Source organism: Mesorhizobium sp. B2-1-1, assembly GCF_006442975.2.
Lineage (GTDB): Bacteria > Pseudomonadota > Alphaproteobacteria > Rhizobiales > Rhizobiaceae > Mesorhizobium.
In genome coordinates this window covers 5,624,931-5,650,878 of the sequence record NZ_CP083954.1, presented here as the reverse complement: position 1 = coordinate 5,650,878, position 25,948 = coordinate 5,624,931, and the positions used below count along the sequence as shown (strand labels likewise).

Below are 25,948 nucleotides of genomic sequence, written 5' to 3'. Positions count from 1 at the left end.
TGCGATCTTTGATGATTGCTATACCGAAACTGGTATACGTTGACGCTAAACTCAAGGGCATTGGGAGCGAAGGGAAATCAATGGCAACGTTGCGCAATCCTGGCGGGATTTCAGAAGGTTACGAGGTGCTCCCCGGTGACGGTGAGACCCTGCTGCGCAGCGGCCTCAGCCTGCGCCATATGCGCATGATCGTTGCACTGGACGATCACGGCCGGGTCAGTTCCGCCGCCCAGGTCATGAATATCTCACAGCCGGCGGCCTCGCGCATGATCGCCGAGATGGAAGCCGTGCTGGACGTCACGCTCTGCGAAAGGCTGCCGCGCGGCGTCACCTTGACGCCCTATGGCAAGGCGCTCGCCAGGCGCGCGCGCTCCATCCTCTTGGAGATGCGCGAGGTCGATCGCGAGATCTCCGAACTCAAGGCGGGCAAGGGCGGCTCGGTGTTCCTTGGTGCGGTGACGGCGCCCGCGATCGAGCTCGCGGTGCCGGCGATCCGCGAAATCCGCCGCATCTACCCGCGCATCGAGATCACCATGCAGGTCGAGACCTCCAACGTGCTCGCGCGCGAGTTGATCGCGTCGCGCCATGACTTCATCATCGCGCGCATCCCCGACGATCTCAACCCGCGGCTGTTCGAGTCCCGTGTGATCGGCGTCGAGAAAGCCTGCCTGATCGTGCGCCGGGGCCATCCGCTGACCGAGGGCAAGGCGGTGCGGTTGGAGGAGACCGCGGCCTATGACTGGGTTTTCCAGTCCGGCGGCTCGCCGCTGCGCCAGGCCATGGAGAGCAATTTCCTGAACCGCAACATCGCGCTGCCGGACCGCATCCTCAACACCAGTTCGCTGCTCCTGACCCTGGTCATGGTCGCGCACTCCGACGCCATCGCGCCGGTCTCGATCCAGGTGGCGAAATTCATCCAGAATCCCGAAGGGCTGGCCGGCGCCATCGATGTCGTCCAGACCGAATTCGACATCGAGGTCCGGCCCTACAGCCTGATCACAGTGAAGAACCGCGCCCTGTCGCCGGCGGCAAAGATGCTGCATGACTTCATCCTGCGCGAAGTGGGATGACCGGAACAAAAACCAGGTAAGTGCGTTCAAAGGCCAATCGGCGTTCGCGCCGGAGCTCGTTTTGAGCCGGGGAACGATGCGCCGATGATAAACAACTCGGGAGATTTTGATGGAACGTCGGTTGTTTCTTACTGGAATGCTTGGCGTCGCGGGGGCCGTTGCTTTTGCAGGCCTGGCCAGGCCCGGCACAGCAGTTGCCGGGGTCCCGAACGGCAACGGAATCCTTGACGAGCTCGACAAGGACGACCTCGACAGGGCTGATGCGGCCGTCTTCGAAGGAGACGATCAAGCCGAGGTGGAGCAGATCTCGCATCGCCGGTGGCATCGCCGGCACCGTCGTCATGGGCGCCGCCGCGCCTGGCGCAGGGTCTGCCGCAGCTATTGGCGCCGCGGCCGCCGCCATGTCCGCTGCTGGCGCAGGCGCGTCTGGGTCAGTGTTTGGCTCTAAAACGATACCGGGAAAACGGCTGGAGCGGTTTTCCCGGAATTGCGCGAGAAACCGGTAGTTGGAGCGGCTTGGCAAGGGTGCAAGCCCCTTGCTGCGCAGACTGGAGCGGGTAGCGGGAATCGAACCCGCGCGTTCAGCTTGGGAAGCTGGACGTGATGCTTATATCCAGTGGCTTAGCTGTAAAACGAGCTGATTCTCGACCAGAAATTATCCAATGAAATCAATGACGCTGTAAAACCGTGAGCGCCATCCTCGCGCTATAGCCTATGCCCAAACTTGGCAGCAGAGACGCTATTCAGTCCACGGCCCGCCCGGCGGCCACCGGCCGGTGTGCGGTCCTTCAGTCAGAAGCGGTGCCAGGAACACCCGCAGGCCATCGATGATGGTAGTGAAATCGCCGGGCGCCGCCGCCATACGCTCCCGCGTCAGGAAAGCCCGCCACTGACCGCTCTTTGCGGCTGCGAAGGCAACGCTCAGTCCTGTCGGTATCTCGGTTGGCCAGGCCGTTTGGCGTCGCTCGAACGTTCGTCTGATCGCGGAGGAAAGAACGCTCCCTTCAAAGCTGAAGGTCCTTGCGATCATCCACAGGTCGTAGAAGTCCTTCATGCGGCTATTGGCGACGCCCAGCCTTGCCAGGGCCTCAAATTTTTCCGCAACGACCGTCTCCGGCGGGTAGGCGCGAAGGCGGGGCGGTGGCGAGTCGAGCAAGGTTGGGTATTCAAGGTCGACCGGCGCCGGCGTCACCACGTCACCGAAGCCGACGTCGACCTGAATGGGCACACGTGCGCCGGCAATCGTCGCGGCAGTCCTGACACGAACGCCGGCATACTCCGCGTCATTGCGGATCGGCTCGGCCGTAAGTCCAGCAACGTCGAACTCGACACCGTCATCCTCCACAGGTGTCGAGCAGATTGCTCGGAAGCACTCGACCATTGTGGCGACACCTGCATCGCCGCTTCCGAGAAGATCCAGGTCGCGCGTAGGGCGGAAGGGATTGTCGAGCCAGGCCGCAAACAGCATCGCGCCCTTCAGGAGAAAGCGCTCGCGTTCGGTGGATATGCTGAGCCTGTAGAGTAGCCGCTCAAGCGCATACCGTGTTAGCAGCAGCTGGAAGTCGGCCCGCTCCTCGCGAGCGCGATCGAGCAGGCGGGCTCTGACCGAGGCGCCAACGTTGCGAAGCTCACGCGCCATTGGCGACCATTGCCTCGACGTAGGGGCGCATCACCGACCAGACCCGGCCAGACTGGGCGAATTTCCACAGTTGATCCGGCGTGACCTGGCGCGTCCTGAGCCCTTCTCGGAGCCCCTCGATCGCGATGTCGAGTCCAATCTTGTTGCGGTAGCGAAAGCAGTCCACGATGGCTTTTGCGGGCTCGAACACTGGAACGTCGATGCCTTCGATGCGGTGCCGTTTGATGCCTTCCGTGAGGGCATGGCCACTGAAGCGGACAAAACGGATGGGCGGATAGTCGACTTTCGGTTTCCAACCCGTTCGATCAATGGCCATCCAGATGGCTGAGGGCATCTGCAGCGTCAGATCGTGGAATTGCAGCGCTGAGGTGAGGCAGACCACCCCTTTGGGAACCAGCGCCGAAGCTTCAGCGATTGAGCGACGCGCATCTGGCATGGCTTCTGCCAGTTGGTAGAGGCCACGCGCGAGCCGCACGACCTCACCCTCGCGAACCAGACGGGCCATTGTCTCCGGACTCACTCCCGCCCCGGTCAGGTCGCGCAGACGGACCAGACTGCCATCCAGCAGCAGTGCACGGGCTTGATCGCGTTGTGTAGGCTTGTGTGACATATCCTCGACGTCTAGGCGTAATAGAAGAGGTTATATCACATACAATTGCTCTCCGTAATGACTTTATCCTCTGCGAGAGCTGGCTCGCTTGAATACCCGTCACCCCCCACGAAATCCCCGACAGACCGTCGCTATAAAGAAATTAGCAGCACATCGAAGATGCGATTTCAGAGGAAAGTGACGATGAGTAACCGCTCCGGCAAGCCCTTCGCAGGCACCAGGCTCGCAAAGTATCTTGAAAAGCGCATCCTCGAGCTGAGGCCGAAGAAGACCCAGATTGCGATTGCCGCCGAAGCCGGATTCGTCAACCCCAACATGCTCGCCATGATCAAGGCCGGCACGGCAAAGCTGCCTCTCGACAGGGTGTCGGCTTTGGCGACTGCCCTCGACTGCGATCCCGTGATGCTATTCCAGCTGGCGATCGAGCAGCTCGGCGGCGACACCACCGAGCTTGCCGTCCGGCAGATCTTCGGGACGCCGGTCACCGAGAACGAAGTGGCATGGCTCGAGGAAATTCGCCGCGCGTCCGATCAGACCAATCCAAGCCTCACCTCGAAGGCGCGGTCTGCTCTCCGAGGGATATTCGGCAAATGAGCGGCGAGCAAGACCTATCCATCAAGAGTTGGCGCCGGATTGCTGATAATCGGGCCGAAGGAGGTAACGGGACTCCGGAGTTGTGGGCGAAATAATGAAGGCGCGCCCGGACGCCTCCTTCCCTAATTGGTCCGTCTATTCGTTCTAAAACGCCTAAGACATCGCGATTATGCACATTGCATCATTTCACGATGGTCGATCCGATGTCTTTGCATCCGGCGCCAAGTCGATAACGAACTGTGCCGTCAAGTCTGCGGAATATGTTTTGGAGCTTGCGGTGCAAGGGGTCTCATCATTCGTAAACAGCGAGTCACTACGCGTTCCGGTAGATGCTACGCTTCACTGGTCGGTCGAAGCTGTTCCCGCTCGCTAGTGGACCTTTTATGTGTCTTTACTGATCGGTCCATTAGCCGATCAAGATGTTGACGTTGATCTGAAAAAGCTGGAATCGGCTCAAATGTGTCAACCAAATGTAAAGTTACGACAACTTAGCCGCGGGTTTTGGCTGTTTTGGTTGTCGTTTTGGTTGACAGATGGCGGCCTGATGACCGAAATGGCCTGTTTGATGGCCGTAGGTTGACAGTTTTCGGATCCAAGTTGACTGTTTGCGGTTGCGCCGTCAACCTAGAAGCACAACCCTAGACTGATAATTGCCCAAGGCTAAGGGTAATGTCTATTGGTATGCTTGGCGCGGTGGTCCGCGCCTTGTTGGGATGCGGAGCACACCGGAGTTCTTCGCGTCCTACAATGAGGCGATTGCCAGCCGCACGTCGCCTGACAACAACCGCTTTCGATCGTTGGTCACGCAATACAAGGCGAGCGCCGACTACAAGAAACTCGCCGAGTCGACGCGACGCAACTGGGGTCCCTGGCTCGACCGGATTGCCGGCCATTTCGGGGAACTGCGCATCGCCCAGTTCGATCGGCCGGAAAAGATCAGACCAATAATCCGCCGGTGGCGCGCGGCATATGCCGAGACGCCCAGGTCTGCCGACTACGGCATGCAGGTTCTCTCTCGCGTGCTCTCATACGCGGTCGATCCACTCGGCAAGATTGGCTCGAACCCTTGCGAAGGCGTCAAACAGCTTTACAGCGGCTCTCGCTCGGAGATCATCTGGACAGACAGCGACGTCGGGCATCTGAAGAAGACGTGCTCGGCCGAAATTGCTCATGCCGTCGATCTGGCTGCATGCACTGGTCTTCGGGTAGGCGATCTCATCCGCCTATCATGGTCCCATGTCGACGAGGATGCCATAACCATCACCACCGGCAAAAGCAGACACCAGCGCGAAGCCATCATTCCGCTCTATCAGGAACTGCGCGACGCCCTCGGGCGGATACCGAAGCGCTCACCGGTTATCCTGACCAGCAGCAAGAAGCGCCCGTGGACCGTCAACGGTTTGGCCAGCTCGTTCTCCGACGCCAAGAAGATCGCATGGCCGAAAGGCGTTGACCTGCACTTCCATGATCTTCGGGGCACGGCCGCGACCAAATTTTACACCGCCGGCCTGACCGAGCGCGAGATCGCCGAGATCATGGGCTGGGAAGAGGACCATGTTTCGCGCATCATAAGGCGTTATGTGAGCCGCGGAGCCGCAATCAAGGAGCGCATCCGAAAACTCGATCAGGCCAAAAAGTGAACGTTCTGTGTAAAACTACCTGTAAAACCGCTGGTTTTCGGCACTCGCCAAATCAGGCGCAAACCCTTGCGGCATATGCTGGAGCGGGTAGCGGGAATCGAACCCGCGCGTTCAGCTTGGGAAGCTGACAGGCTACCATTACATCATACCCGCGCAGCAGCCTCGTTACCATGAGGGCTGGCCATCGGGCAATCGCAAAGCGGCTCACTTTCCACACGGTACCGTCCCAGCGACCGGCGCGCCGCATGCCGGTTCCGCCTGCTATTTCACTTTCGCGATCTCGGTGCCGGCTGCAAAGCTCGGCCAGTATCTCGAGATGGCGAGTGCTGCGCCCGCCGAAGAGAAGTGACCATAGTCGAAATAGAGAAATTGCTTGTTGCCGGCATCGGCATACGAGCAGCCTGCGGCGTCGCACAGATAGGTCAGCGGGTCTATGAAGTCAGCGCCTTTGACGAAGGGCAGAACCCGCTTGTTGATGTCCGGATCCATGGCCATCGGCCAGGACATGTTCGCGGTATCTCCTCGTCTTGCGAAGAAGGCGATTTTCTGGACGTCGGCGATGAATTCGGGAGACTGGCCGATGACGTAGACCTTGACGCCCATCTGGCGAAGCCGGTCGATCGTCTTCTGGAGACCGCCGAAGCCCCTGACCTCGTAGTCGGTCCATCGGCCACTCAGGATCACGGCCTGAATGTTGGCTTCGCGGATGATCGACAGGGCCCGCTCGTTGAAGCTGGTACAGGCAGGTCGGGCATAGGAAAAATAGGTCAGGTCCGGGGGGCAGCCGGCATAGGTGTATTGGATGACGTTAGCCTGGATTTTCTGGGCGTTGGCTTCAAGTCCCGAGACATAGTGGGCGGCGAAGGAATCGCCCCATAACAGCACATTGGTGGCAAAGCCGCTCGTTCGGGTGCAGGCGGCAAGGTTCCAGTCCTCGATCCGGTTCGAGCCTTCGTTGAAGCAGATGCCGTTGCGCCAGTCGCCAACCTGGATCCGTTCCGTTGAAAAGTCCGGGAAGCGTTGCGGAAAACCGTTGCCGAGCGCCCCGGCCACGCCGCCGACGCAGAGCAGGACGATTGCCGTCGCGGAAAAGGCGAAGATAGGCAGCGGTGCGGTGTAGGCCCGTTTCCGCCGAAACGGCTGCTCGACATATGTCCACGAGAACGCCGCCAGGGCGAAGCTTGCCACGGTCATGGCGATGATCGTCGGCACGCCGATGGCTTTCAGCGAAACGTAATGGACGAAGGAATTGATCGGCCAATGAACGAGGTAGAGCGAATAGGAAATGAGGCCGATCCAGACCAGCGGAGGAAACTGCAACACCCGCGTGGCGATGGTTGCCGGCCCCTGTTCGCCCGCCCTTTCGTGGCCGGCATAGATGAGCAGGGCGGTGCCGATGCAGGGGAACAAGGCATTGTAGCCCGGAAAGGGGTCGCTCTCCGAAATCGTGACGAAGCCGAAGGCGACCATGGCAAAGCCGGCGAGGCCGATCAGTTCCATTGCCGGCCGGCTGGCAAGTGCCGGCGGCTTTCTCAGCATCAGCATGGCCCCCAGCGCCAGTTCCCAGATGCGCGTCGGCAACAGGTAGAAACCCGCCGTGGGCGCCATCGAGGTCGCCATGACCGCCAAGGCGAAACTGCCGATCGCGATCGGCAGCAATATCGTCAGCCAGCGTTTCGAGGCATAGCGATAGATCAGGTACACCAGTATCGGCGCGAAGATGTAATATTGCTCTTCGACCGAGAGCGACCATGTGTGCAGCAGCGGCCGCAGCTCGGCGTCGATCGAGAAATAGTTCGTCGTCTTCCAGAAATAGATGTTCGACCAGAAGGTCGAGGCCGCGATGACGCTGAGGCTGAATTCGTGCAGGTCCGATGGCAAAAGGATGAACCAGGCGGCAGTGCCTGCGAGCACGATGACGAAGGTCAGCGCCGGCAGGATGCGCCGCGCGCGGCGCCAATAGAAGCGGCCGATCGAAAACTGGCCGCGTTCGAGATCGTCGAGCAGGCTGCCGCTGATCAGATAGCCCGATATGACGAAGAAGATGTCGACGCCGGTGAAGCCGCCTGGGATGGCGGACAAGCCGAAATGAAAGAGGACGACAGGCAGCACCGCTATGGCCCGCAGGCCGTCGATGTCGCGTCTGTAGTTCATGCGGCCGGTTCGCGCGCCGTGGCCGGCGGCAGTCGTGGCGCACCCGGTTCACCGGCCCATGCGGCGGCATTGCCGCGATGCGAGAAAGCCTTGATTCTCGATCCCACTTTGTTCGTCCTCTCCGGTGCAATTTGCTGCACCGCAACATCGGTGTCAAGGCGAATGCTGGAGGGCCGAAGCCGGTTTGGGCTGGCGTCGCGGATCAGGCGCCGGGCAGGTAGATCACGGCGTATTCGTCCGCGTAGGCCCGCTTCCAGCCCAATTCCTCGAAGAAGGGAATGCGGGTGTCGCCGGCCGCGAGCAGCGCCCAGCCTATGGCGTATTTCTTCAGCCGGGCCTCGAGCAGTGGTTTGCCGTCACTGTGTCCGGTCGCGTCGTCGGTTTTCGTGAACCCGTCCAGGAACAGCTGGTCCGTCCTGCCGTCGATGTAGGTCTTGATCCCGTGGAAGATCAGCGTGCCGCCGAAATTGTAGGAATTCAGCACGTTGCCGGACAGCTGCTGATCCCTTGCGAAGGCGAGTGCTCCGCTGGCGGACGTCTTCGGGCTCGGCGCGATCTGTTGGACGCTGCCGAGGACCGAGACCGCGCCGATCAGCAGGACGGCCACCGCGCCTGAGATGGCGTAGTAATGCCTGGCGAGGACTTTTTCCAATCCGTCGCGCTTTTGCGCCAGCCAGGTCGCGGCTGAAAGTGCGGGATATTGCTGTGCGACCTCAACCATGATCACCAGCGGAACCAGCAGGAAGAACAGGTACATGAACCGCTGGTGACTGAGATAGGCATGCAAGGTGAAGAGGATGAACAGCGCCTTGGCCCAGCCGATCCGCAGCCGTGACACCAACAGCCCGAAAAGCGCCAGCAGCATCACGGCTTCCTTGATGAGCTCTTCCTGGGCGTTGAAGGGCCGCCATTCCAGGATTAGCGGCACCGCCTCGTTGCCATAGGCGACGGTAAGCGTCGCCAGGATGGCCTTGACGCCATAGGGATGGACCAGGCTGACCACTGGGCAGAGCAGGCCGAACGCGACCCATTTCGCCAGGAGAACCGGTTTCGACAGGCCTATGCGCGACAGGAGATACAGACCGGCAAAGCCGGCGATGACGAAGCTCAAGGTGAATGTGGCATGCAGGTTCGCCCACAACACGACGAGCGCGAGCAGCCACGGGGATGGCGCTCTTTCCTCCTGCGCCGCGCGAAACAGCATTGCCGTCCAAATGACGATGATCGGCAACGTGAAAACGTGGGGGCGCGCCGTATAGATCGGGGCGACAAGGAAAGCCGCGACGAAAGCCAGCACCACCGCTAACACCGGCTTCAGCCATGCGCTGAGGAACCATCCCATCAGGAAGACTGTCAGGCCGATCGTGGCGATGATCAGCGTGACGACGCCATTCCAGCCACCGGCGCCATAGGCGAGCGCCAGAAGCACCTGCCCCAGCCATTCCTTGGCGATCCAGGGCTGGCCGGCGAAGGTATAGGAATAGGGGTCGACGGTCGGAAATGTCCGGTTCGTCAGGAAATCCAGCCCGACCTTCACCTGCCACCAGCTGTCAGGATCCAGAAGGAGGGAGTTGGCATGCCTCATCAGCACGTAGGCAACGGTGCAGGCGCAGAAAAGACAGAACAACAGCCTGCTGCGCTGTGCATCCTCGAGCGACGGCGTAGCCATCGCGATTGCCGTGGCTTGGTTCATGTCGCGGCTCCCGGCCATTTCGCGTTCGTTCCGGTCGAGAGGTCCCGTTGCGGCCGGTCGATCGTCGCCTTAGCCACGCGCGGCTCTCTTCACCATTTCCTGGAGGCGGTGGACAGGCAGGTCCTGGTTTTCGACGGCCACATCGCTTCGCGAAACGATCTCGTTGACGAAATAGAGCGGCCGCCGCTTCGTCTCCATGTACATCCGGCCGAGATATTCGCCGAATATGCCGAGCACCAGAAGCTGAACACTGCCCAGGATCAGCATGATCGCGGCAAGGCTGGTCCAGCCCGGCAGGACGTTTCCCAGCGACCATTCGAGCAGCGTATAACCGAGCACGACCATCCCCAGCACGCCGGAAAGCATTCCCAGAAGCGAGGCAAACCGCAACGGCGCGATGGAAAAGCTGGTCATCGCATCGACAGCCAGGAGGACCATCTTCTTGAGCGGATAGTGGGTGGCGCCGGCGAAACGCCGTTGCCGCTCATAGGAGAAGGCGGCCTGTCTCAGCCCAATCCAGCTCACCATGCCGCGAATGAACCTGTAGCGCTCCGGCATGGCGTTCAGATGGTCGAGGGCGCGGCGGCTCATCAGCCTGAAATCACCGGTGTCCGGCGCGATCTCGACGTCGACCATCCGGCGCAGCAGCCGGTAGAACATCGACGCGGAAGCCAGCTTGAACCAGCCTTCGCCATCACGCTTGGCCCTTTGACCGTAAACGACATCGAAGCCTTCATCCATCTTGGCCATCATCGCGCCGAGCAGTTCAGGCGGATCCTGGAGATCGGCATCGAGAATGAGGATGCGCTGGCCCCGGCAGAACTCCAGCCCCGCGCTCAGCGCGATCTGGTGGCCATAGTTGCGGGCAAGGTCGATGGCGACGACATGGTCGTCCTTTTGCGCCAGTTCGAAAACGGCCTCGCGGGTGCCGTCGGTCGCCCCGTCGATGACGAGCACGATCTCGTAGGAAGGGTTTTGCGCCAGGCAAGCGGCGGTGACGCGTCGGTGAAGCTCAGCCACGCCGTCCCGCTCGTTATAGCACGGCACGACAACCGAAAGCATGACCGCGCGGCGCGCGCCGATTTTTTCCGCTTCCATCAAAGCCTGGCTCCCGCTCCAGGAATGGCAATAGCGGCAATTGGTTAGAAAACAGATAAGCCGGCCGCGATCAGCCGCCACCGGCTGCTCGCCTGCCATGCGCCTATGGTCGCCGGCTTGGTACCAGGGCACGATCCGCGTTAACGAGTTCCTTCGGAGCCTTCGACTGCGCGCTGTTGACGGAGCCTTGAACGGATAAACCCGCCTGTGCGGCGGGTCCCTGGCGCAACTCAGCACCATAGCCAAATATCTACCATAGTTGCCCTCACCCCGTCAAGGAAAAAATTCCTATCATGAAAAGCCGGCGGCACCGCCGGACCGGCCGTCATAGGCTTTGTCAGCCAGGTTCAGAGCCTTGGCCCGCCCGGCTTGAAGCGGGGCGGCCAAGTGCGTATTTCTGATCCTGTCGCCGAATCGGGCGATCAGAGCCGGAGACAGGTCTTGTCCGCATTGACGCGCTTTCTCGGCGACACCCCGCTCAGGGTACTCCTGAAGTTGCTGGTGGTGTCGTTCCTCGTCGGCCTCGTCATGACCGCCTTCGGCTGGTCGCCGATGGACGTGCTCTATGGCATCCGCAAATTCTTCCTGGATCTCTGGAATCTGGGCTTCCATGCCATCGACCGCTTCCTGGGTTATATTCTGCTGGGTGCGGCGATCGTGGTTCCGGCGTTCATCCTGCTCAGAATCGCCAACTACAGGAAATAGCGGTCAGGCGTAGTCCGCCGCCGCCTCGAACAGAATGGCATGGCGCGCCGCGAGCGCGGCCACGTCGGTCGAATAGCCGCCGCCGATGACGCCGCATAGCGCGATGCCGCGCGAGCGGAAGTGACCGATCACCATGGCGTCGCGGGCGCGAAGCCCGTCGTTTGAAAGCGCCAGCCTGCCGAGCCGGTCCTCGGCATGGACGTCGACGCCGGCATTGTAGAAAACGATGTCCCAGCGCGCATGGGCGGACAGTTCCGGCAAGATGGCGGCCAGCCTTTCGAGATAGGCGGCATCGCCCGTGCCGTCGGGCAGTGCGACATCGAGGTCGGAGGCGATCTTGCGCGCGGGGTAGTTGCGCTCGCCATGCATGGAGAAGGTGAACACGCGCTGATCGCCAGCCAGGATATCCGCCGTGCCGTCGCCCTGATGCACATCCAGATCGACCACGAGTATGTTCCGCGCCGCGCCTTCGGCAAGCAGCACCAGCGAAGCGACGGCGACGTCGTTGAAGGTGCAGAAGCCCGCGCCCTGCGCGCGGCGCGCATGATGGCTGCCGCCGGCGGTGTTGCAGGCAATGCCGTGGCGCAAGGCCAGCCGGGCCGCCAGTACTGTGCCGCCGGTGGCGAGTTGGGCGCGCAGCGAGACGCGCGGGCCGACCGGAAAGCCGATCTCGCGTTCGATCTTTTCCGGCACCGAACAGCTGATGACCTGGTCGACATAATCAGCCGCATGGGCACGCTTCAGCCATGGTGCGGGTGCCGCTTCCGGCATGCTGAGCGCCCCCTGCACGGCCAGTCCGCGTGCGCGCAAGGCTTCCATCAGCAGCGGATATTTGCTCATCGGAAAGCGATGGTTGACGGCGAAGCCGGCGTCGTAGTCGGGATGATGGACGATCTGGAGGGACATGGACCGGATCCGGCGGCTCGCGCCAGACCGGAATTTCGGTTGGCCGCCATGGCAAGGATGGATTGCGCGGTGGCCGGAAAATGGGGCACACCGGCTGTTCGATCAAGCCGCAATCAGCAAGGCAGCAATTCTTTGGAGAAGGGTGCAATCCCAGCCGACGCCGGATCCCCAATCGTTCCCGGATCCTTTGTCGTCACCAACCGCACGGTGCTCGTCATCGCCGTGCCGATGACGCTCGCCTACCTGACGACGCCGCTGCTCGGCATGGTCGATACGGCTGTTGTCGGACAGCTCGGCGACGCCGCCTTGCTTGGCGGCCTGGCGGCAGGCGCGCTGGTCTTCGACGTCGTCTTCACCACCTTCAATTTCCTGCGCTCCGGCACCACCGGTCTGGTCGCCCAGGCTTTCGGGCGCAACGACGCGCTGGAGGAACAGGCGGTGTTCTGGCGCGCCGTGCTGATCGCTGTTGTCGCCGGCGTCGTGCTGGCTGCGCTTTCGCCGCTGATCGCGGCCGGCGGGCGGTGGTTCATGGATGCCGGGCCGCGCGTCAGCGAGGCGATGGGCGTCTATATCGGCATCAGATTGCTCGCGGCACCATTCTCGCTGATCAACTACGCCATTCTAGGCTATGTCCTCGGCCGAGGCGAGGGCGGTCTCGGGTTGGTTCTGCAGCTGGTGCTGAACGGCATCAACATCGCGCTCTGCATCCTGCTTGGGCTGGAGCTTGGCTGGGGCGTCGCCGGCGTCGCATGGGCAACCGTCACCGGCGAATTCCTGGCCATGTTGCTTGGCCTCGCCATCGTCATCAGGCGGTTCAGTGCAAGCCCGCCCGTGCCACGCCAACGCCTGCTCGACATGAGCGCGTTCCTGCGCATGCTGTCGCTCAACCGCGATATCATGATCCGCTCGTTCTCGCTGCTTGCCGCCTTTGGGCTGTTCACCCGCCAAGGTGCGCAATTCGGCACGGTTACGCTGGCCGCCAACGCCGTGCTGATGAATTTTTTCCTCGTCGCAGGCTATTTCCTCGACGGTTTCGCCACCGCCGCGGAACAGCTCGCCGGCCGCGCCGTCGGTGCGCGGGCTGAGCACCCGTTCCGGCGCGCGGTGCGGTTGACCCTGTTCTGGGGGTTCGGATTGGCGGGCGCCGCAACCCTGGTGCTTCTGCTGGCCGGTGCCAATCTGGTTGCCGTCGTTACAACGTCGCAGGAAGTCCGCTCGGTGGCCGACACCTACCTGCCCTGGGCGGCCTTCACCGCACTGAGCGGCGTGCTGGCTTTCCAGATGGACGGCGTCTTCATCGGCGCGACCTGGTCGCGCGACATGCGCAACATGATGCTTTTGTCTTTCCTGGCCTTCGCCGCCGCGCTGATTACGCTGGCGCCCGCTTTCGGCAATCATGGGCTGTGGGCGGCATTGCATGTCTTCCTGCTGGTGCGTGGCCTCAGCCTGCTGGCCATCCTGCGGTTGCGGCTGCGGACGGCATTCAGTTGAGCGGCCTTGAAGCCCATTGGTCGAGATGGCGGTCGCGCAAATCGCTGATGGAGTTGAGCCGTTCCGTCTCGGCGAAACGCGCCATGCCGGCGACGATGCGTCCCGGCAGCGCCGGCCCGGCATAGATCATGCCGGTGTAAAGCTGGACGAGATCCGCGCCTGCGCGGATCTTCTCGAGCGCCGTCTCGGCGGAGTTGACCCCACCCACGCCGATGATGGCCATGTCCGGCCCCAGCAGCCTGCGCATACGGGCCAGCACGATGGTCGAGCGCTCGAATAGCGGCCGGCCGGAAAGCCCGCCGGTCTCGCTTGCCGCGCCGCTGGAGCGTAGCGCCGGGCGAGAAATGGTGGTGTTGGACACGATGATGCCGTCTATGGCGTTGTGGGTGACCTCGGCGGCGATGTCTTCCAGCTCGGCTTCGACCAGGTCCGGCGCAATCTTGAGAAACACCGGCGGCTGCCTTGCCGCCGCCGCGCGCGCGGCCATGACGCGCGACAGGAGCTCGCCAAGCTGTTCGCGCGCCTGCATGGTGCGCAGGCCGGGCGTATTGGGCGAGGAAATATTGACGGTGAGATAGCTGGCGTAAGGCGCGAAGCGGATGACACCGCGCTCATAGTCGTTGACGCGGTCGGCGCTGTCCTTGTTGGCGCCGATGTTGACGCCGACGATGCCGGAGCGCTCCTCGCGGCCGACCAGGCGTTTCTCGGCGGCCGCATGGCCTTCATTGTTGAAGCCGAGCCGGTTGATCACCGCTTCATCCGCCGGCAACCGGAAGATGCGCGGCTTCGGATTGCCAGGCTGCGGCAGCGGCGTCACCGTGCCGACCTCGGCAAAGCCGAAGCCGAGGCCGAGAAGCGCATCGGGCACCTCCGCATTCTTGTCATAACCGGCAGCCATGCCGAGCGGATTGGGAAAATCGAGGCCGCAGAGGCTGACCTTCAGCCGTGCGTCGCGCGCCGTCCGTGCGCCGACCGGCAGGCCGCAGCGCAGCGCCGCGATCGACAGGCCATGCGCGGTTTCCGGGTCGAACGTGAAGAGCAGCTTCTGGCCAATCCGGTCGAGCACGCTCATTCGGCCTCCAGCGCCGGGAACTGGTGGGTGCCGTCGGCGCCGAGCGGCAGCGGCCGAACCCACAGCACGGCTTTCAGGTCGAGCACGCCGTAGAGGTGCGGAAACAGCGCGCCGCCGCGGGAGGCCTCGTATTTTAGCGCATCGCCCAGGCTGGTCCCGTCGATGGCGACCAGCAGAAGCCCCGCCTGGCCGGCAAAATGTTTCGCCGCCGTCTCTTTGACCTGTGCCGCCGTGGAGAAATGGATGAAGCCGTCGGCGACATCGATCGGCGCTCCGGTGAAGCGGCCGTTCGCTTCGGCCTCGCGCCAAGGCCCTTCCGGGGTTATCTTGTAGATAATCTGAGACATGGTTGCGCTATAGTCCGAACCAGCCGTGCGGGGAAGGCCGTGCCAAGGATCTTCCCCATTTCCGGCGCAAACATGCGATATCTCAGGCTTTGGCCATGGAGGACAACATGCGTCTGCAGCACATCTTGATCCCCGCCGCGCTCGTTTCGCTGGTCGCGGCGTCCGCCTTTTCCGAGGAGGCCGACCGCTACCGTCTGGAGAAATCCGCCAACGGCTATGTCCGCATGGACACACAGACGGGCGCGATGTCGATCTGCGAGGAGCGCTCCGGCCAACTCGTCTGCAAGATGGCGGCCGATGAACGCGCTGCCTTCCAGGACGAGGTCGATCGCCTGCAAACCTCGATGAAAGCCATGGACGAGCGCGTCACCAGGCTCGAGAATTCGCTCTCGGCCCGCCTCGAATCGACATTGCCGAGCGAGGAGGATTTCAACAAGACGATGAGCTACATGGAGCGTTTCCTGAAGGGCTTCATGGGCATCGTCAAAGATATGGACAAGGACAGCGGCGACGGCGCCAAACCCAACTCGCAGAAGACCTGAAGACAGGCCGTCTGGGGAAATCCGGTGCGCCGGCTTTGCTGCTTGAAAACAGCGCGAAGCGCCTCATAATCGTTGCATCAGGTCCCGAGAAAACAGAAGACCATCAAGGGATCCGGGGAGGGATATTTGCCATCAGGCTATTCTTTCGTCATCGCCGACGATCACCCGCTGTTTCGCGGTGCGTTGCGCGAAGCGCTTGCCGGCATCGGCAATGTCACCGCTATTCACGAAGCCGGCGATTTCGAAAGCGCCAAGGCGCTGGTCGTGGCCAACGAGGAGGTCGATCTGGTGCTGCTCGACCTGTCGATGCCGGGCGCGAGCGGCCTTTCCGGCCTGATCTCGTTGCGCGGCATCCATCCGGCGGCGCCGCTGGTGGTGGTCTCCGCCCATGACGACCCGGCGACCATCCGGCGCGCGCTCGACCTCGGCGCGTCCGGTTTCATCTCCAAATCGGCCAGCATGGAGGAAATCCGCGACGCCGTGCGATCGGTCCTTGCGGGCGATATCGCGGCACCGGCCGGCATCGATCTCGGTGTCGAGCGCGATCCCGAAATATCGGACCTGATCAAGCGCTTGCAGGCGCTCACGCCGCAGCAAACCCGCGTGCTCGGCATGCTGGCGGAAGGCCTTCTCAACAAGCAGATCGCCTATGAGCTCGGCGTCTCAGAGGCGACGATCAAGGCGCATGTCTCGGCGATATTGCAGAAGCTCGGCGTCGACAGCCGCACCCAGGCGGTGATCCTGCTGTCCAAGATCGGCAGCGATCCGCTGCAGCCGGTGAGCTGAGCGCCCGAACCTGGCGGATGGTTATGCGGATGTCGGCCCGGCGACCAGTTTTTCGGAAACGCCTCGCCCGTCGGCAGAGATAGAAGCCATGCCGAAGCGATGGCCGACATGTTTTGCGCCTATCTCGAAGCCTGGGCGCCGTCGGCGGGGCCGAAATGAAGCAGATCTGACAGTTACTCCGCCGCCGGCGCCAGCGGCCTGACCCTGGCCATCATCGAGCGCAGCACGGCCGGTTTGAGCGGCTTGTTGATCACCGGGACGTCGAGCCCGGCCGCCGCCGTGCGTACCTCGTTGGAACGGTCGGCGGTGACCAGCACGGCGGGCAGGTCGTCGCCGTGGATCGCTCGCAGCCCGACGATGGCGTCGAGGCCGGTTTCGCCATCGAGATGATAGTCGGCAAGGACAATGTCCGGGCGGCGGATCGCGATATCCCGGTTCGTTGTGCCGGACACGGTCTCGACGGCGCAGCCCCAGCCTTCGAGCAGCAGCCGCATGCCTTCCAGGATGCGGGCGTCGTTGTCGATACACAGCACGCTCAGTCCGGCCAGCGAAGCCGCCGCGCGGGCCGGCGCCCTGGTTTCGACCTCGCGTTTCGGTTCCTGCACGGCCGCCACCGGCAGGATGACGGAAAAGCGCGTGCCCTTGCCCGGATTGGAGAAAATACGGATTTCAAGCCTCAGCACCCGCGCGATGCGATCGACGATCGAAAGGCCGAGGCCGAGGCCTTCGGCCTCGCGCGCGCCTTCGTCCAGCCGGGTGAATTCGCGAAACACCGTGTTCAGCTTGTCGCCGGCAATGCCGATGCCAGTGTCGATCACCTGGATTTCCGCCAGTTCGCCGCGCCGCCGCACGCCAACCAGGATGCGGCCGTGACGTGTGTATTTGATGGCGTTGGAAACGAGGTTCTGGATCAGGCGGCGCAACAGGTTGCGATCCGTCATCACTGTCAGCGACGAGGGCATGATCGTCAGCTTGAGTTGCTTTTCCGCGGCAAGCGGCCGGAAATCATTGCCGATCTGGCGCAGCAATGCGTCTAGGTTGAAGGCCGTGTCGTCCGGTTTCATGGCACCGGCATCGAGGCGGGAAATGTCGAGCACGGCGCCCAGAATGGTCTCGACCGATTCCAGCGAGGAGTCGATGTTGACCGCGGCCTTGCCGGCCGGGCCCTTGCCGGCCTTTTCGATCAACGACGAGCAGTAGAGCCTGGCGGCGTTGAGCGGTTGAAGGATGTCGTGGCCGGCCGCGGCGAGGAAGCGCGTCTTGCCCAGATTGGCCTCCTCGGCAAGCATCTGCGCCTGCGCCAGTTCCTCGTTGACCCGGGTCAACTCCTCGTTGACCCTGGTCAGTTCGATGGTGCGGGTCTTCACCCGCTGTTCCAGCGACTCGTTCGCCCGCTTCAGCGCCAGGTCCTGCTCGACGCGGCCGGAAATGTCGGCATAGGTGGCGACGATGCCGCCGTCCGGCATCGGGTTGGAGCGCAGCTCCAGGATCCGGCCGCTGGTCTTCAGTTCCATCTGCCAGGGGCTGACGAAGCTGGTCAGCCGGTTGAGCATCGTCACCCGCTGGTCGGTCGGGATATCGCCGCGCTCCGCCAGATGGCGCAGGATCTGGTCGAGCGAGACGCCGACCTGGCCCATGTCGTCGGGCAGGTCGAACAGCTCCCGGTACTGGCGGTTCCAGCAGATCAGCCTGAAATCCCGGTCGAAGACGGTGATGCCCTGTTCCATCTGGTCGAGCGCGATCTGCAACAGGTCGCGATTGTGTTGCAATGCTTCCGTGGCGTCGTCGAGCAGCCGGAAGGCATCCCTGGATTCGCGGTCGTGGCGGCGAAACAGCAGCGACAGAATCAGCCGCGCCGACGAAGAGCCGACGGCGCTGGCCAAAAGCTGCTCGGAAAAGCGGATGACGTCCATGCTGGCCTGCTCATTGCCATGCAGGATGACGTTGGTGGTCTTTTCGAAGGACTGGAACGACCGCTCGGTGCGCTGGACGCCGAGATAGCGCGCGATGGTGTCCTTCAGGTCGTTGACGGTGACGGCGGTACGGAAACGGCGCAGGCTGGGCATCGGCCCGGCTTCGCGCGGCACGAAGATCGACGCCTGGATGCGCTCCAGCGGCACCGCGGCGCGTGACAGCGAGCCCAGTACGAAAAACAGTGCGTTGATCGACAGGCTCCACAGCACGCCGTGGTTCAACGGCTCCGCAACGGTTCCGAACAGCGCCTGCGGCCGCAGCGCTTCGAAGCCGAACAGGCCATGCACCAATATGCCGGTTTCGGGCGCGACGAGCGATGGCAACAGCAGCGTGTAGCCCCAGATCAGGATGCCGGCGACCATGCCGAGGGCCGCGCCCCTGCCATTGGCGCCGCGCCAGATCAGCCCGCCGATCAGCGCCGGCGCGAATTGCGCGATCGCCGCGAACGACATCAGGCCGATCGACGACAGCCGCGCGCTGTCGGTGCTCTCGCGATAGTAGAGGAAGGCGATGAAAAGCATGATGAAGATCGATGCCCGCCGCACGTTGAGGATGAGCGTCGACCAGTCCTCGTTTTCGGAAGACGTCGTCCTCAGCAGCCGCCGCACGAACAGCGGGATGATGAGGTCGTTGGAGATCATGATCGACAGCGCCACGCTCTCGACGATGACCATGGCGGTGGCCGCCGACAGGCCGCCGATGAAGGCAGCCATGGCCAGGAAATCGTGACCGCCGAACAAGGGCAGCGACAGCACATATAGGTCGCTGCTCGTCTTCGTGCCGACCAGCGACAGTCCGGCGAAGGCGATCGGCAGCACGAACAGGTTGATCGCCACCAGATAGAGCGGAAACACCCATGTCGCGGTGCGCAGTTCCGCCTCGCTGCGGTTCTCGACGATGGTGACGTAGAACTGCCGGGGCAGAAGGATGATGGCGAAGCCACTCAGGCAGGTCAGCACCAGCCAGGTGGCGAGCGACGTCGAATAGCCCATCGCCTGCCGCACCTGGCCGTTTTCGGCCAGCTTGCCGAACATGTCGCCGGGCCCGCCGAAGATCAGGAAAGTGACCATCAGGCCGATCGCCAGGAAGGCGGCAAGCTTGACCACGGTTTCGACCGCCACCGCCAGCACCAGCCCGTCCTGGTGCTCGGTGGCGTCGGCGTGGCGCGTGCCGAACAGCACCGCGAACAGCGCCAGGAGCATGGCGACGACCAGCGAGATGTCGCTGACGAAGGGGTCGAACGAGGGCGGCGAGCCGGTGTAATGCTCGACCATCAGGCTGACGGAACCGGAGATCGCCTTCAGCTGCAGCGCGATATAGGGCACCGCGCCGATGGTCGCGATCAGCGTGGCGATGGCGGCCACGGTGAAGCTCTTGCCATAGCGCGCGCCGAGGAAGTCGGCGATCGAGGTGATCTTCTCGGTCTTGGCCAGCCGCACGAGACGGTTGAGCAAGGGAAAACCGAACACGAACACCAGCACCGGGCCGGTATAGATGCCTAGGAACTCCAGGCCGCGCTCGGAAGACAGGCCGACAGAACCGAAAAACGTCCAGGAGGTGCAATAGATGGCCAGGCTGAGCGCGTAGATGAACGGACGTGCGCGACCGGGCCCGGAGCTGGCCGAGCGGCGGTCGCCAAGGCTGGCGATGGCGAACAGAAGCGTCACATAAGCGATCGCGATGACAACGATGAACAAGCCCTGCACGGCTCGCGCTTCCTCCCTGGCCGGCTCGACGCCCGCTCACCGCACGCAACCACAGCTTGGAAGCTGAGTCCATCGCGGCGTTCGGCGCATGGACGTCTGATGATGCGGGTAAAAACAAACCGGTGCCTTGGCCCTTTTTCCGGTTTTGCAACCGGAGGTTTTTGCTATTGTGGGCTTGGCCGGCGCTGGAGAACGCGGCCGATCATGGCAAGGAGGGTCGAAATGCTGAAAGAATTCCAGGAATTCATTTCCAAGGGCAATGTGATGGACCTGGCCGTCGGCGTCATCATCGGCGCTGCTTTCGGCAGGATCGTCGATTCCCTTGTCAACGACATCATCATGCCGATCGTGGGCGCGATTTTCGGCGGGTTGGACTTCAACAACTACTTCTTCGGACTGTCCTCGAACGTCCACTCGGGCACGCTGGCGGAGGCAAAGAAAGAGGGCGCCGTCTTCGCCTATGGCAGCTTCATCACGGTCGTGCTGAACTTTCTCATCCTCGCATTCATCATCTTCTTGATGGTCAAGGCGGTGAACAACCTGCGCAGGCGCCTGGAGGCCGAAAAGCCCGCGCCTGCCGCCGCGCCGCCGCCTGCCGATGTGCAGCTTCTGACCGAAATCCGCGATCTGCTTGCCAGGAGATAGAGACATCAGGTTCTTCTGGACCAAAACCCCGGTCGTTCACGGCCGGGGTTTTTTGCTTTCGCCCGTAGTAGAACAGCCGGCATGCTATCCCTGTTCGAACGGACCTGCCCATGACCCTGATCCAGAACCTGCGCCCCGAGGCCTTGGCTGCGCCCGAAAGCGGTATCGTCGCCGTCGTCAACTATGGCAGGCTGCGCGACGGCTTGATCCCGCTCTGGGCCGGCGAGGGCGATCTGCCGACGCCGTCCTTCATCACCGATGCCGCGTCGAAGGCGCTGGCCGGTGGCGAGACGTTCTACACCTGGCAGAGGGGCATCCCCGATCTCAGGCAGGCGCTTGCCCGCTATTACCAGAGGCATTTCGGCAAACACTTCGCCGAGGACGAATTCATCGTCACCGGCTCGGGCATGCATGCGATCCAGCTTGCGCTCGACGCGCTCGCCGGTGCCGGCGACGAGGTGATCTATCTGTCGCCCGCCTGGCCGAATTTCGACGCCGCCGCCGCCATCGCCGGTGCAGTGCCGGTGCCGGTCACGCTCGATCAATCCGGCAATGGCTGGTCGTGCGACGTCGAGAAGATCGCGGCCGCCATCACGCCCAGGACCAGGGCGCTGTTCATCAACACGCCGTCCAATCCGACCGGCTGGACCGCCGACCATGAGACTTTGCGCGCCATTCTCGATCTCGCCCGGGCAAATGGCCTTTGGATCATCGCCGACGAGATCTATTCGCTGTTCCACTATGGCCAAGGCCGCGCGCCGTCCTTCCTCGACATCGCGACCGCAGAGGACCGCATCCTGTTCGTGAACAGCTTCTCCAAGAACTGGGCGATGACCGGCTGGCGCGTCGGCTGGATCAAGACCCATCCGAGCTTGCAGCAGGTGTTCGAGAACCTGATCCAGTATTCGAATTCAGGTGTCGCCCAGTTCATGCAGCGCGGCGCGGTCGCGGCGCTCGATGAAGGCGATGTCTTCGTCGCCGGACAGGTGGAGAGGGCAAGAAAGGCGCGCGATCTGGTCTGCGGCATTCTCGGCGCCACCGACCGCGCCCGGTTCACTGTGCCGCAAGGTGCTTTCTATCTGTTCTTCAGGGTGGACGGCATCACCGATTCGCGCAGCGCCGCCTTCGAGATCGTCGACAAGGCCAATGTCGGCCTGGCGCCGGGCACGGCCTTCGGCCCGGGCGGCGAAGCCTTCCTCAGGCTGTGCTTCCACCGCCGCCTCGACCAGCTCGAGGAGGCGGCGCACCGGCTGGCGAAGTGGATGACGGCTGTTTGAGAGGTTGACGAAGCCCGAATTGAAAGTCGCTCCGGCGCCCCAGACGGCCGCCGGAGTGGAGTTTCAAACGGGTTTCAGCCGCCTGACTTGGGCACCAGCAGGGGAATGATCCGGTCGGTCTTGGCCACGGAAGGTCGTCCTGCTGAACCATAGGAAATGCCGAGCGCGTCCCAGGTCTCGACCAAGGCGTCCTGCAGCTCGGCGATCAGCGCATCCGAATGGAACGGCGTCGGCGTGATGCGCGCAGCCGCTCCGTGCGCGCGCGGCACGGTCGGATAGTTGATCGGCTGGATGTAGATGCCGTGCACGCCGAGCAGCCGGTCGCTTGCCATCTTGCAAAGCTCGGGGTCGCCAACCAGCACTGGCACGATGTGGGTCGCCGAGTCCATCACCGGGAGGCCGGCGGCGGAGAGGATCTGCTTGGTCCGCGTCGCCTGCTGCTGCTGGGCGTCACGCTCGGCCTGCGAGCGCTTGAGATGACGGATCGAGGTGGTGGCAGCGGCGGCGATGGCCGGCGGCAGCGCGGTGGTGAAGATGAAGCCCGGCGCATAGGAGCGCACGGCGTCGATGACAGCGCTCGTGCCGGTGATGTAGCCGCCCAGCGTGCCGAAAGCCTTGGCGAGCGTGCCCTCGATGATGTCGATGCGGTCGGCGAGGCCTTCCCGCTCGGTGATGCCGCCGCCGCGCGGACCGTACATGCCCACGGCGTGGACCTCGTCGATATAGGTCATGGCGTTATAGCGCTCGGCGAGGTCGACGATCTCTCTGATCGGCGCGATATCGCCATCCATCGAATAGACGCTCTCGAACACGATCAGCTTGGCGCGCTCGCGGCCCGCCGCCTGCAGCAGGCTTTCCAGGTGCGCGACATCGTTGTGGCGAAAAATCTTCTTTTCCGCGCCCGAGCGCCGCACGCCTTCGATCATCGAGGCATGGTTGAGCTCGTCCGAAATGATCAGGCAGTTGGGCAAAAGCCGCGCGATGGTCGAGATCGAGGCTTCGTTGGAGACAAAACCGGAGGTGAAGACGAGCGCGGCTTCCTTGTCGTGCAGGTCGGCGAGCTCATGCTCGAGTTCGACCAGCGGATTGCTGGTGCCGGAGATGTTGCGGGTGCCGCCGGCGCCCGAACCCATCCGGCCCGCCGCGTTCTGGAACGCTGCGATGACATCCGGGTGCTGGCCCATGCCGAGATAGTCGTTGGAGCACCAGACGGTGATTTCCTCTGCGCGGCCGTTGGCGCGCCAGATGGCACGCGGAAATTTGCCCGCTATGCGCTCGAGGTCGGCAAAGACGCGGTAGCGTCGTTCCGCATGGAGCTGGTCGATCGCGTCCTCGAAGAACCGCTGATAATTCATGTCGGCTTCCCAGTTTTGGGCTGGATCATAATCATTGCCCGATTGGCCGTCCACCGGCCCGTTTTGGTCAAAATGCCACGCCCCGCACCTGTTCCTAACGAGGGGCGGATCATGGCCTATTTCCTGGCGATAACGGCCTGTAGGGCGCTTTTGTTTCGACATGATGCTATATGCCGGCCAAGTCGGTTACGTAGGGTTTTATTGGTCATAGGGCGGGCTTTCCAGTAGAGCGGGTGTTGAGACAGTTTCCGATAGATCTTGAATGCGAGGATGCGGAATGACGGTTTTGGTGACAGGCGGCGCCGGCTATATCGGCAGCCATATGGTCTGGGAATTGCTGGATGCGGGCGAAAGCGTGGTCGTTCTCGACCGGCTTTCGACCGGTTTCGAATGGGCGGTGGCACCGGAGGCAAAGCTGGTCGTCGGCGACGTCGCCGACAAGGAATTGGTCGGCTCCATCATCCGCGACAACAATGTCGACGCGATCATCCATTTCGCCGGCTCGATCGTCGTTCCCGAATCCGTCGCCGATCCGCTCGGCTACTACGAGAACAACACCTGCAAGACGCGCACGCTGATCGAAACGGCGGTGCGCGAGGGCGTGCAGAACTTCATCTTCTCCTCGACCGCTGCCGTCTATGGCGGCGCCGGGCTGGAACCGGTGCGCGAGGATGCCCGCCTGGCGCCGGAATCGCCCTACGGCCTCTCCAAGCTGATGAGCGAATGGATGCTGCGCGATGCGGCGATCGCGCATGGTTTGCGCTATACGGCGCTGCGCTATTTCAACGTCGCGGGCGCCGATCCCAGGGGGCGCACCGGCCAGTCGACGCCGGGCGCCACGCATCTGATCAAGGTCGCTTGCGAGACGGCGCTCGGCAAGCGGCCGTTCATGCAGGTGTACGGCACCGATTATCCGACGCCGGACGGCACCTGCATGCGCGACTACATCCATGTGAGCGACCTGGCCGCGGCGCATCGCCTGGCCCTTGAGCGGCTGCGCACCGGGGGCGCGAGTCTCGTCGCCAATTGCGGCTACAGCCACGGTTATTCGGTGCTGGAGGTGATCGAGAGCGTGCGCCGCGCCTTCGGCCATGATTTCGAGGTCAGGACGGGCGAGCGCCGCCCCGGTGACGCCGCCGCGGTGGTTGCCAATTCCGATCTCGCCCGGACGGAACTCGGCTGGACGCCGCAACGCGACGATCTCGACCAGATCGTTGCAGATGCGCTCGCCTGGGAGCGTATCCTAACGGGGAAGAATTCCGCACGCGGTTGAGCGGGTTTTCCCAAGGGCTCGCAAGCCGCTCCGCGAAGCGCTATGGAAGCGTTCGCGGAGGGTGCGGAAGCGCGCTGCCCGGTTCGACCTTTTTTGGGGGGACGACATGAAGATAACGGTGCTCGGGGCCGGCGTCGTCGGCACGGCGGCCGCCTACTATCTGGCGAGCGACGGCCATGAGGTCACCGTCATCGAGCGTCATCCGGCGCCGGCGCGGGGCACCAGCCAGTCGAATGCCGGGCTGGTGTCGCCGGGCGATGCCACCGCCTGGGCTTCCCCGGCGGCGCTGAAGACCTTCCTGCGCGGGCTCTACAACCACGATCTCGGCATCAAGGTGCGACTGCGCTTCGATCCCTATTTTCTCGCCTGGAGCCTGCGCTTCCTGCGCCAGTGCACGGTGGCGCGCCTGCGCGCCAACACCGACATCAAGCTGCGGCTCGCGCTCTATTCGCGCGACTGCATCAATGCGCTGTCGGAGGCGACCGGCATCCACTATGACGAGCGCAAGAAGGGCATCCTCTACTTCTTCCGCTCGCAGAAGAGTCTCGACACCGGGACCGACAATTATCGCTATCTTGCCGAGCATGGCTTGCCGATCGAGATCGTCGGGCGCGACCGGCTGGTCGAACTGGAGCCGGGGCTTGCCGGGGTGAAGGACAAGATAGCCGGCGGGGTTTATTCGCCCACTGACCAGACTGGCGATTCCAAACTGTTTGTCGACAGGCTCGCCGCCTATGCGACCGAGAGGCTTGGCGCCGAGTTCCGGTTCGGCACCACGGTCGAAGGTTTCGATATCGAAGGCGACAGGGTGCGGGCCGTCATCACCTCGTCAGGCCCGGTGGCCGGCGATGCGGTTGTCATCGCAATGGGCCCGGAAAGCGGCCTACTCGGCCGCCGCTACGGCATCGACCTGCCGGTTTATCCGGTGAAAGGCTATACCGCGACGATCCCCCTGGAGGACGAAAGCAAGGGGCCGACTATGGGTGGCGCCGACGAGGACCGGTTGATCGGCTATTCCAGGCTGGGCAACCGCTTGCGGATGTCCTCGACGGCCGAGTTCACCGGCTTTGACCGAAGCTTCAAGCCCGCTGACTTCAACACCATCATCAGCACCGGCAAGGATCTTTTCCCTGGCGCCTTCGACGAGAAGAAGGCCATGTTCTGGGCGGGCCTGCGGCCGATGATGCCCAATTCCGTGCCGGTCATCGGCCGGGCCCGCTACAAAAATCTCTATCTCGACACCGGCCACGGCCATGTCGGATGGACCATGGCCTGCGGCTCGGGCAAATTCCTCGCCGACCTCGTCGCCGGCCGAAAGCCCGAGATCGATCCACAGGGGCTGGTCTATGAAGTTTAGGCAAGCGGATCCGT

General features: G+C 62.9%; 22 protein-coding genes and 1 tRNA gene. 11 read left to right on the top strand and 12 right to left on the bottom strand.

Annotated elements, in window-relative coordinates:
* Window positions 1-80: 80 nt before the first annotated feature.
* Complete coding sequence (locus FJ972_RS27390; RefSeq protein ID WP_140496609.1) at window positions 81-1,070, top strand: LysR family transcriptional regulator; 990 nt, start codon at window positions 81-83, stop codon at window positions 1,068-1,070.
* Here FJ972_RS27390 and FJ972_RS27385 read toward each other — a convergent pair.
* The 3 genes from FJ972_RS27385 to FJ972_RS27375 all read right to left on the bottom strand — a co-directional run bounded on the left by FJ972_RS27385 (window position 1,048) and on the right by FJ972_RS27375 (window position 3,319).
* On the bottom strand, window positions 1,048-1,413 hold the full coding sequence (locus tag FJ972_RS27385) for a hypothetical protein (RefSeq protein WP_140624801.1): 366 nt from the start codon (window positions 1,411-1,413) through the stop codon (window positions 1,048-1,050). The two genes, FJ972_RS27390 and FJ972_RS27385, sit on opposite strands and share 23 nt — an antisense overlap.
* Before the next feature lie 396 nt (window positions 1,414-1,809).
* Entirely contained in the window at window positions 1,810-2,709 is a 900-nt protein-coding gene (locus tag FJ972_RS27380) for a nucleotidyl transferase AbiEii/AbiGii toxin family protein (protein ID WP_140523977.1), read from the bottom strand.
* Entirely contained in the window at window positions 2,699-3,319 is a 621-nt protein-coding gene (locus tag FJ972_RS27375) for a type IV toxin-antitoxin system AbiEi family antitoxin domain-containing protein (protein ID WP_140523979.1), read from the bottom strand. The genes FJ972_RS27380 and FJ972_RS27375 overlap by 11 nt, the downstream gene beginning before the upstream one ends.
* Before the next feature lie 183 nt (window positions 3,320-3,502).
* On the opposite strand from FJ972_RS27375, the gene FJ972_RS27370 reads away from it, so the two are divergent.
* Window positions 3,503-3,913 (top strand): helix-turn-helix domain-containing protein, encoded by a 411-nt coding sequence (locus FJ972_RS27370; RefSeq protein ID WP_140523981.1) that lies wholly within the window; start codon window positions 3,503-3,505, stop codon window positions 3,911-3,913.
* Window positions 3,914-4,626: 713 nt separating this feature from the next.
* Window positions 4,627-5,553, top strand: coding sequence for a tyrosine-type recombinase/integrase (locus tag FJ972_RS27365; RefSeq protein ID WP_140523983.1), 927 nt, complete (start codon window positions 4,627-4,629; stop codon window positions 5,551-5,553).
* A 79-nt stretch (window positions 5,554-5,632) separates the two neighbouring features.
* Here FJ972_RS27365 and FJ972_RS27360 read toward each other — a convergent pair.
* The 4 genes from FJ972_RS27360 to FJ972_RS27345 form a co-directional block, all read right to left on the bottom strand.
* A tRNA-Gly gene (locus FJ972_RS27360) sits at window positions 5,633-5,706 on the bottom strand.
* Between the two features lie 108 nt (window positions 5,707-5,814).
* Complete coding sequence (locus FJ972_RS27355) at window positions 5,815-7,707, bottom strand: acyltransferase family protein (RefSeq protein ID WP_140523985.1); 1,893 nt, start codon at window positions 7,705-7,707, stop codon at window positions 5,815-5,817.
* A 202-nt stretch (window positions 7,708-7,909) separates the two neighbouring features.
* Window positions 7,910-9,400: a hypothetical protein gene (locus FJ972_RS27350; protein ID WP_140523987.1), complete on the bottom strand. Its 1,491-nt coding sequence runs from the start codon at window positions 9,398-9,400 to the stop codon at window positions 7,910-7,912.
* Between the two features lie 69 nt (window positions 9,401-9,469).
* A complete protein-coding gene (locus FJ972_RS27345; RefSeq protein WP_140513269.1) occupies window positions 9,470-10,498 on the bottom strand; it encodes a glycosyltransferase family 2 protein in 1,029 nt (342 codons plus the stop codon).
* Window positions 10,499-10,939: 441 nt separating this feature from the next.
* On the opposite strand from FJ972_RS27345, the gene FJ972_RS27340 reads away from it, so the two are divergent.
* On the top strand, window positions 10,940-11,203 hold the full coding sequence (locus FJ972_RS27340) for a DUF6460 domain-containing protein (RefSeq protein ID WP_140496599.1): 264 nt from the start codon (window positions 10,940-10,942) through the stop codon (window positions 11,201-11,203).
* Window positions 11,204-11,206: 3 nt separating this feature from the next.
* Here the strand turns inward: FJ972_RS27340 and FJ972_RS27335 are convergent, their stop codons facing one another.
* Complete coding sequence (locus FJ972_RS27335; RefSeq protein ID WP_140523989.1) at window positions 11,207-12,109, bottom strand: histone deacetylase; 903 nt, start codon at window positions 12,107-12,109, stop codon at window positions 11,207-11,209.
* A 132-nt stretch (window positions 12,110-12,241) separates the two neighbouring features.
* Between FJ972_RS27335 and FJ972_RS27330 the strand changes: the two genes are divergently transcribed.
* Window positions 12,242-13,600, top strand: a complete 1,359-nt coding sequence (locus FJ972_RS27330) for an MATE family efflux transporter (RefSeq protein WP_140523990.1) — start codon at window positions 12,242-12,244, stop codon at window positions 13,598-13,600.
* Here FJ972_RS27330 and FJ972_RS27325 read toward each other — a convergent pair.
* On the bottom strand, window positions 13,593-14,672 hold the full coding sequence (locus tag FJ972_RS27325) for a quinone-dependent dihydroorotate dehydrogenase (RefSeq protein ID WP_140496593.1): 1,080 nt from the start codon (window positions 14,670-14,672) through the stop codon (window positions 13,593-13,595). The genes FJ972_RS27330 and FJ972_RS27325 overlap by 8 nt on opposite strands.
* Window positions 14,669-15,019, bottom strand: coding sequence for a DUF952 domain-containing protein (locus FJ972_RS27320; protein WP_140496591.1), 351 nt, complete (start codon window positions 15,017-15,019; stop codon window positions 14,669-14,671). Before FJ972_RS27320 ends, FJ972_RS27325 begins: the two co-directional genes overlap by 4 nt.
* A 107-nt stretch (window positions 15,020-15,126) precedes the next feature.
* Between FJ972_RS27320 and FJ972_RS27315 the strand changes: the two genes are divergently transcribed.
* Both FJ972_RS27315 and FJ972_RS27310 read left to right on the top strand, forming a co-directional pair.
* A complete protein-coding gene (locus FJ972_RS27315) occupies window positions 15,127-15,561 on the top strand; it encodes a hypothetical protein (RefSeq protein ID WP_140513277.1) in 435 nt (144 codons plus the stop codon).
* A 126-nt stretch (window positions 15,562-15,687) separates the two neighbouring features.
* Window positions 15,688-16,347, top strand: coding sequence for a response regulator transcription factor (locus FJ972_RS27310; protein ID WP_140513279.1), 660 nt, complete (start codon window positions 15,688-15,690; stop codon window positions 16,345-16,347).
* Between the two features lie 173 nt (window positions 16,348-16,520).
* Here FJ972_RS27310 and FJ972_RS27305 read toward each other — a convergent pair whose 3' ends face one another.
* Window positions 16,521-20,027 (bottom strand): PAS domain-containing hybrid sensor histidine kinase/response regulator, encoded by a 3,507-nt coding sequence (locus tag FJ972_RS27305; protein WP_140523992.1) that lies wholly within the window; start codon window positions 20,025-20,027, stop codon window positions 16,521-16,523.
* Between the two features lie 222 nt (window positions 20,028-20,249).
* On the opposite strand from FJ972_RS27305, the gene mscL reads away from it, so the two are divergent.
* The gene (gene mscL / locus FJ972_RS27300) at window positions 20,250-20,672 is read left to right on the top strand and encodes a large conductance mechanosensitive channel protein MscL (RefSeq protein ID WP_140496583.1); all 423 of its coding nucleotides are present in this window, start codon (window positions 20,250-20,252) and stop codon (window positions 20,670-20,672) included.
* A 110-nt stretch (window positions 20,673-20,782) separates the two neighbouring features.
* Window positions 20,783-21,949, top strand: coding sequence for a pyridoxal phosphate-dependent aminotransferase (locus FJ972_RS27295; RefSeq protein WP_140523994.1), 1,167 nt, complete (start codon window positions 20,783-20,785; stop codon window positions 21,947-21,949).
* A gap of 74 nt (window positions 21,950-22,023) precedes the next feature.
* Here the strand turns inward: FJ972_RS27295 and hemA are convergent, their stop codons facing one another.
* Window positions 22,024-23,304, bottom strand: a complete 1,281-nt coding sequence (gene hemA / locus FJ972_RS27290) for a 5-aminolevulinate synthase (RefSeq protein ID WP_226880454.1) — start codon at window positions 23,302-23,304, stop codon at window positions 22,024-22,026.
* Between the two features lie 277 nt (window positions 23,305-23,581).
* On the opposite strand from hemA, the gene galE reads away from it, so the two are divergent.
* Together galE and FJ972_RS27280 are read left to right on the top strand one after the other, a co-directional pair.
* A complete protein-coding gene (galE, locus tag FJ972_RS27285) occupies window positions 23,582-24,577 on the top strand; it encodes a UDP-glucose 4-epimerase GalE (protein WP_140523998.1) in 996 nt (331 codons plus the stop codon).
* 106 nt (window positions 24,578-24,683) lie between these two features.
* Window positions 24,684-25,934 (top strand): D-amino acid dehydrogenase, encoded by a 1,251-nt coding sequence (locus FJ972_RS27280; RefSeq protein WP_140524000.1) that lies wholly within the window; start codon window positions 24,684-24,686, stop codon window positions 25,932-25,934.
* Window positions 25,935-25,948: the final 14 nt, after the last annotated feature.

What these genes read in the sequence shown, in the direction of transcription:
- FJ972_RS27390 (WP_140496609.1), top strand. Translation starts at nt 81, where the DNA reads ATGGCAACGTTGCGCAATCCTGGCGGGATTTCAGAAGGTTACGAGGTG.
- FJ972_RS27385 (WP_140624801.1), bottom strand. Translation starts at nt 1,413, where the DNA reads ATGACGACGGTGCCGGCGATGCCACCGGCGATGCGAGATCTGCTCCAC.
- FJ972_RS27380 (WP_140523977.1), bottom strand. Translation starts at nt 2,709, where the DNA reads ATGGCGCGTGAGCTTCGCAACGTTGGCGCCTCGGTCAGAGCCCGCCTG.
- FJ972_RS27375 (WP_140523979.1), bottom strand. Translation starts at nt 3,319, where the DNA reads ATGTCACACAAGCCTACACAACGCGATCAAGCCCGTGCACTGCTGCTG.
- FJ972_RS27370 (WP_140523981.1), top strand. Translation starts at nt 3,503, where the DNA reads ATGAGTAACCGCTCCGGCAAGCCCTTCGCAGGCACCAGGCTCGCAAAG.
- FJ972_RS27365 (WP_140523983.1), top strand. Translation starts at nt 4,627, where the DNA reads ATGCGGAGCACACCGGAGTTCTTCGCGTCCTACAATGAGGCGATTGCC.
- FJ972_RS27355 (WP_140523985.1), bottom strand. Translation starts at nt 7,707, where the DNA reads ATGAACTACAGACGCGACATCGACGGCCTGCGGGCCATAGCGGTGCTG.
- FJ972_RS27350 (WP_140523987.1), bottom strand. Translation starts at nt 9,400, where the DNA reads ATGAACCAAGCCACGGCAATCGCGATGGCTACGCCGTCGCTCGAGGAT.
- FJ972_RS27345 (WP_140513269.1), bottom strand. Translation starts at nt 10,498, where the DNA reads ATGGAAGCGGAAAAAATCGGCGCGCGCCGCGCGGTCATGCTTTCGGTT.
- FJ972_RS27335 (WP_140523989.1), bottom strand. Translation starts at nt 12,109, where the DNA reads ATGTCCCTCCAGATCGTCCATCATCCCGACTACGACGCCGGCTTCGCC.
- FJ972_RS27325 (WP_140496593.1), bottom strand. Translation starts at nt 14,672, where the DNA reads ATGAGCGTGCTCGACCGGATTGGCCAGAAGCTGCTCTTCACGTTCGAC.
- FJ972_RS27320 (WP_140496591.1), bottom strand. Translation starts at nt 15,019, where the DNA reads ATGTCTCAGATTATCTACAAGATAACCCCGGAAGGGCCTTGGCGCGAG.
- FJ972_RS27315 (WP_140513277.1), top strand. Translation starts at nt 15,127, where the DNA reads ATGCGTCTGCAGCACATCTTGATCCCCGCCGCGCTCGTTTCGCTGGTC.
- mscL (WP_140496583.1), top strand. Translation starts at nt 20,250, where the DNA reads ATGCTGAAAGAATTCCAGGAATTCATTTCCAAGGGCAATGTGATGGAC.
- FJ972_RS27295 (WP_140523994.1), top strand. Translation starts at nt 20,783, where the DNA reads ATGACCCTGATCCAGAACCTGCGCCCCGAGGCCTTGGCTGCGCCCGAA.
- hemA (WP_226880454.1), bottom strand. Translation starts at nt 23,304, where the DNA reads ATGAATTATCAGCGGTTCTTCGAGGACGCGATCGACCAGCTCCATGCG.
- galE (WP_140523998.1), top strand. Translation starts at nt 23,582, where the DNA reads ATGACGGTTTTGGTGACAGGCGGCGCCGGCTATATCGGCAGCCATATG.
- FJ972_RS27280 (WP_140524000.1), top strand. Translation starts at nt 24,684, where the DNA reads ATGAAGATAACGGTGCTCGGGGCCGGCGTCGTCGGCACGGCGGCCGCC.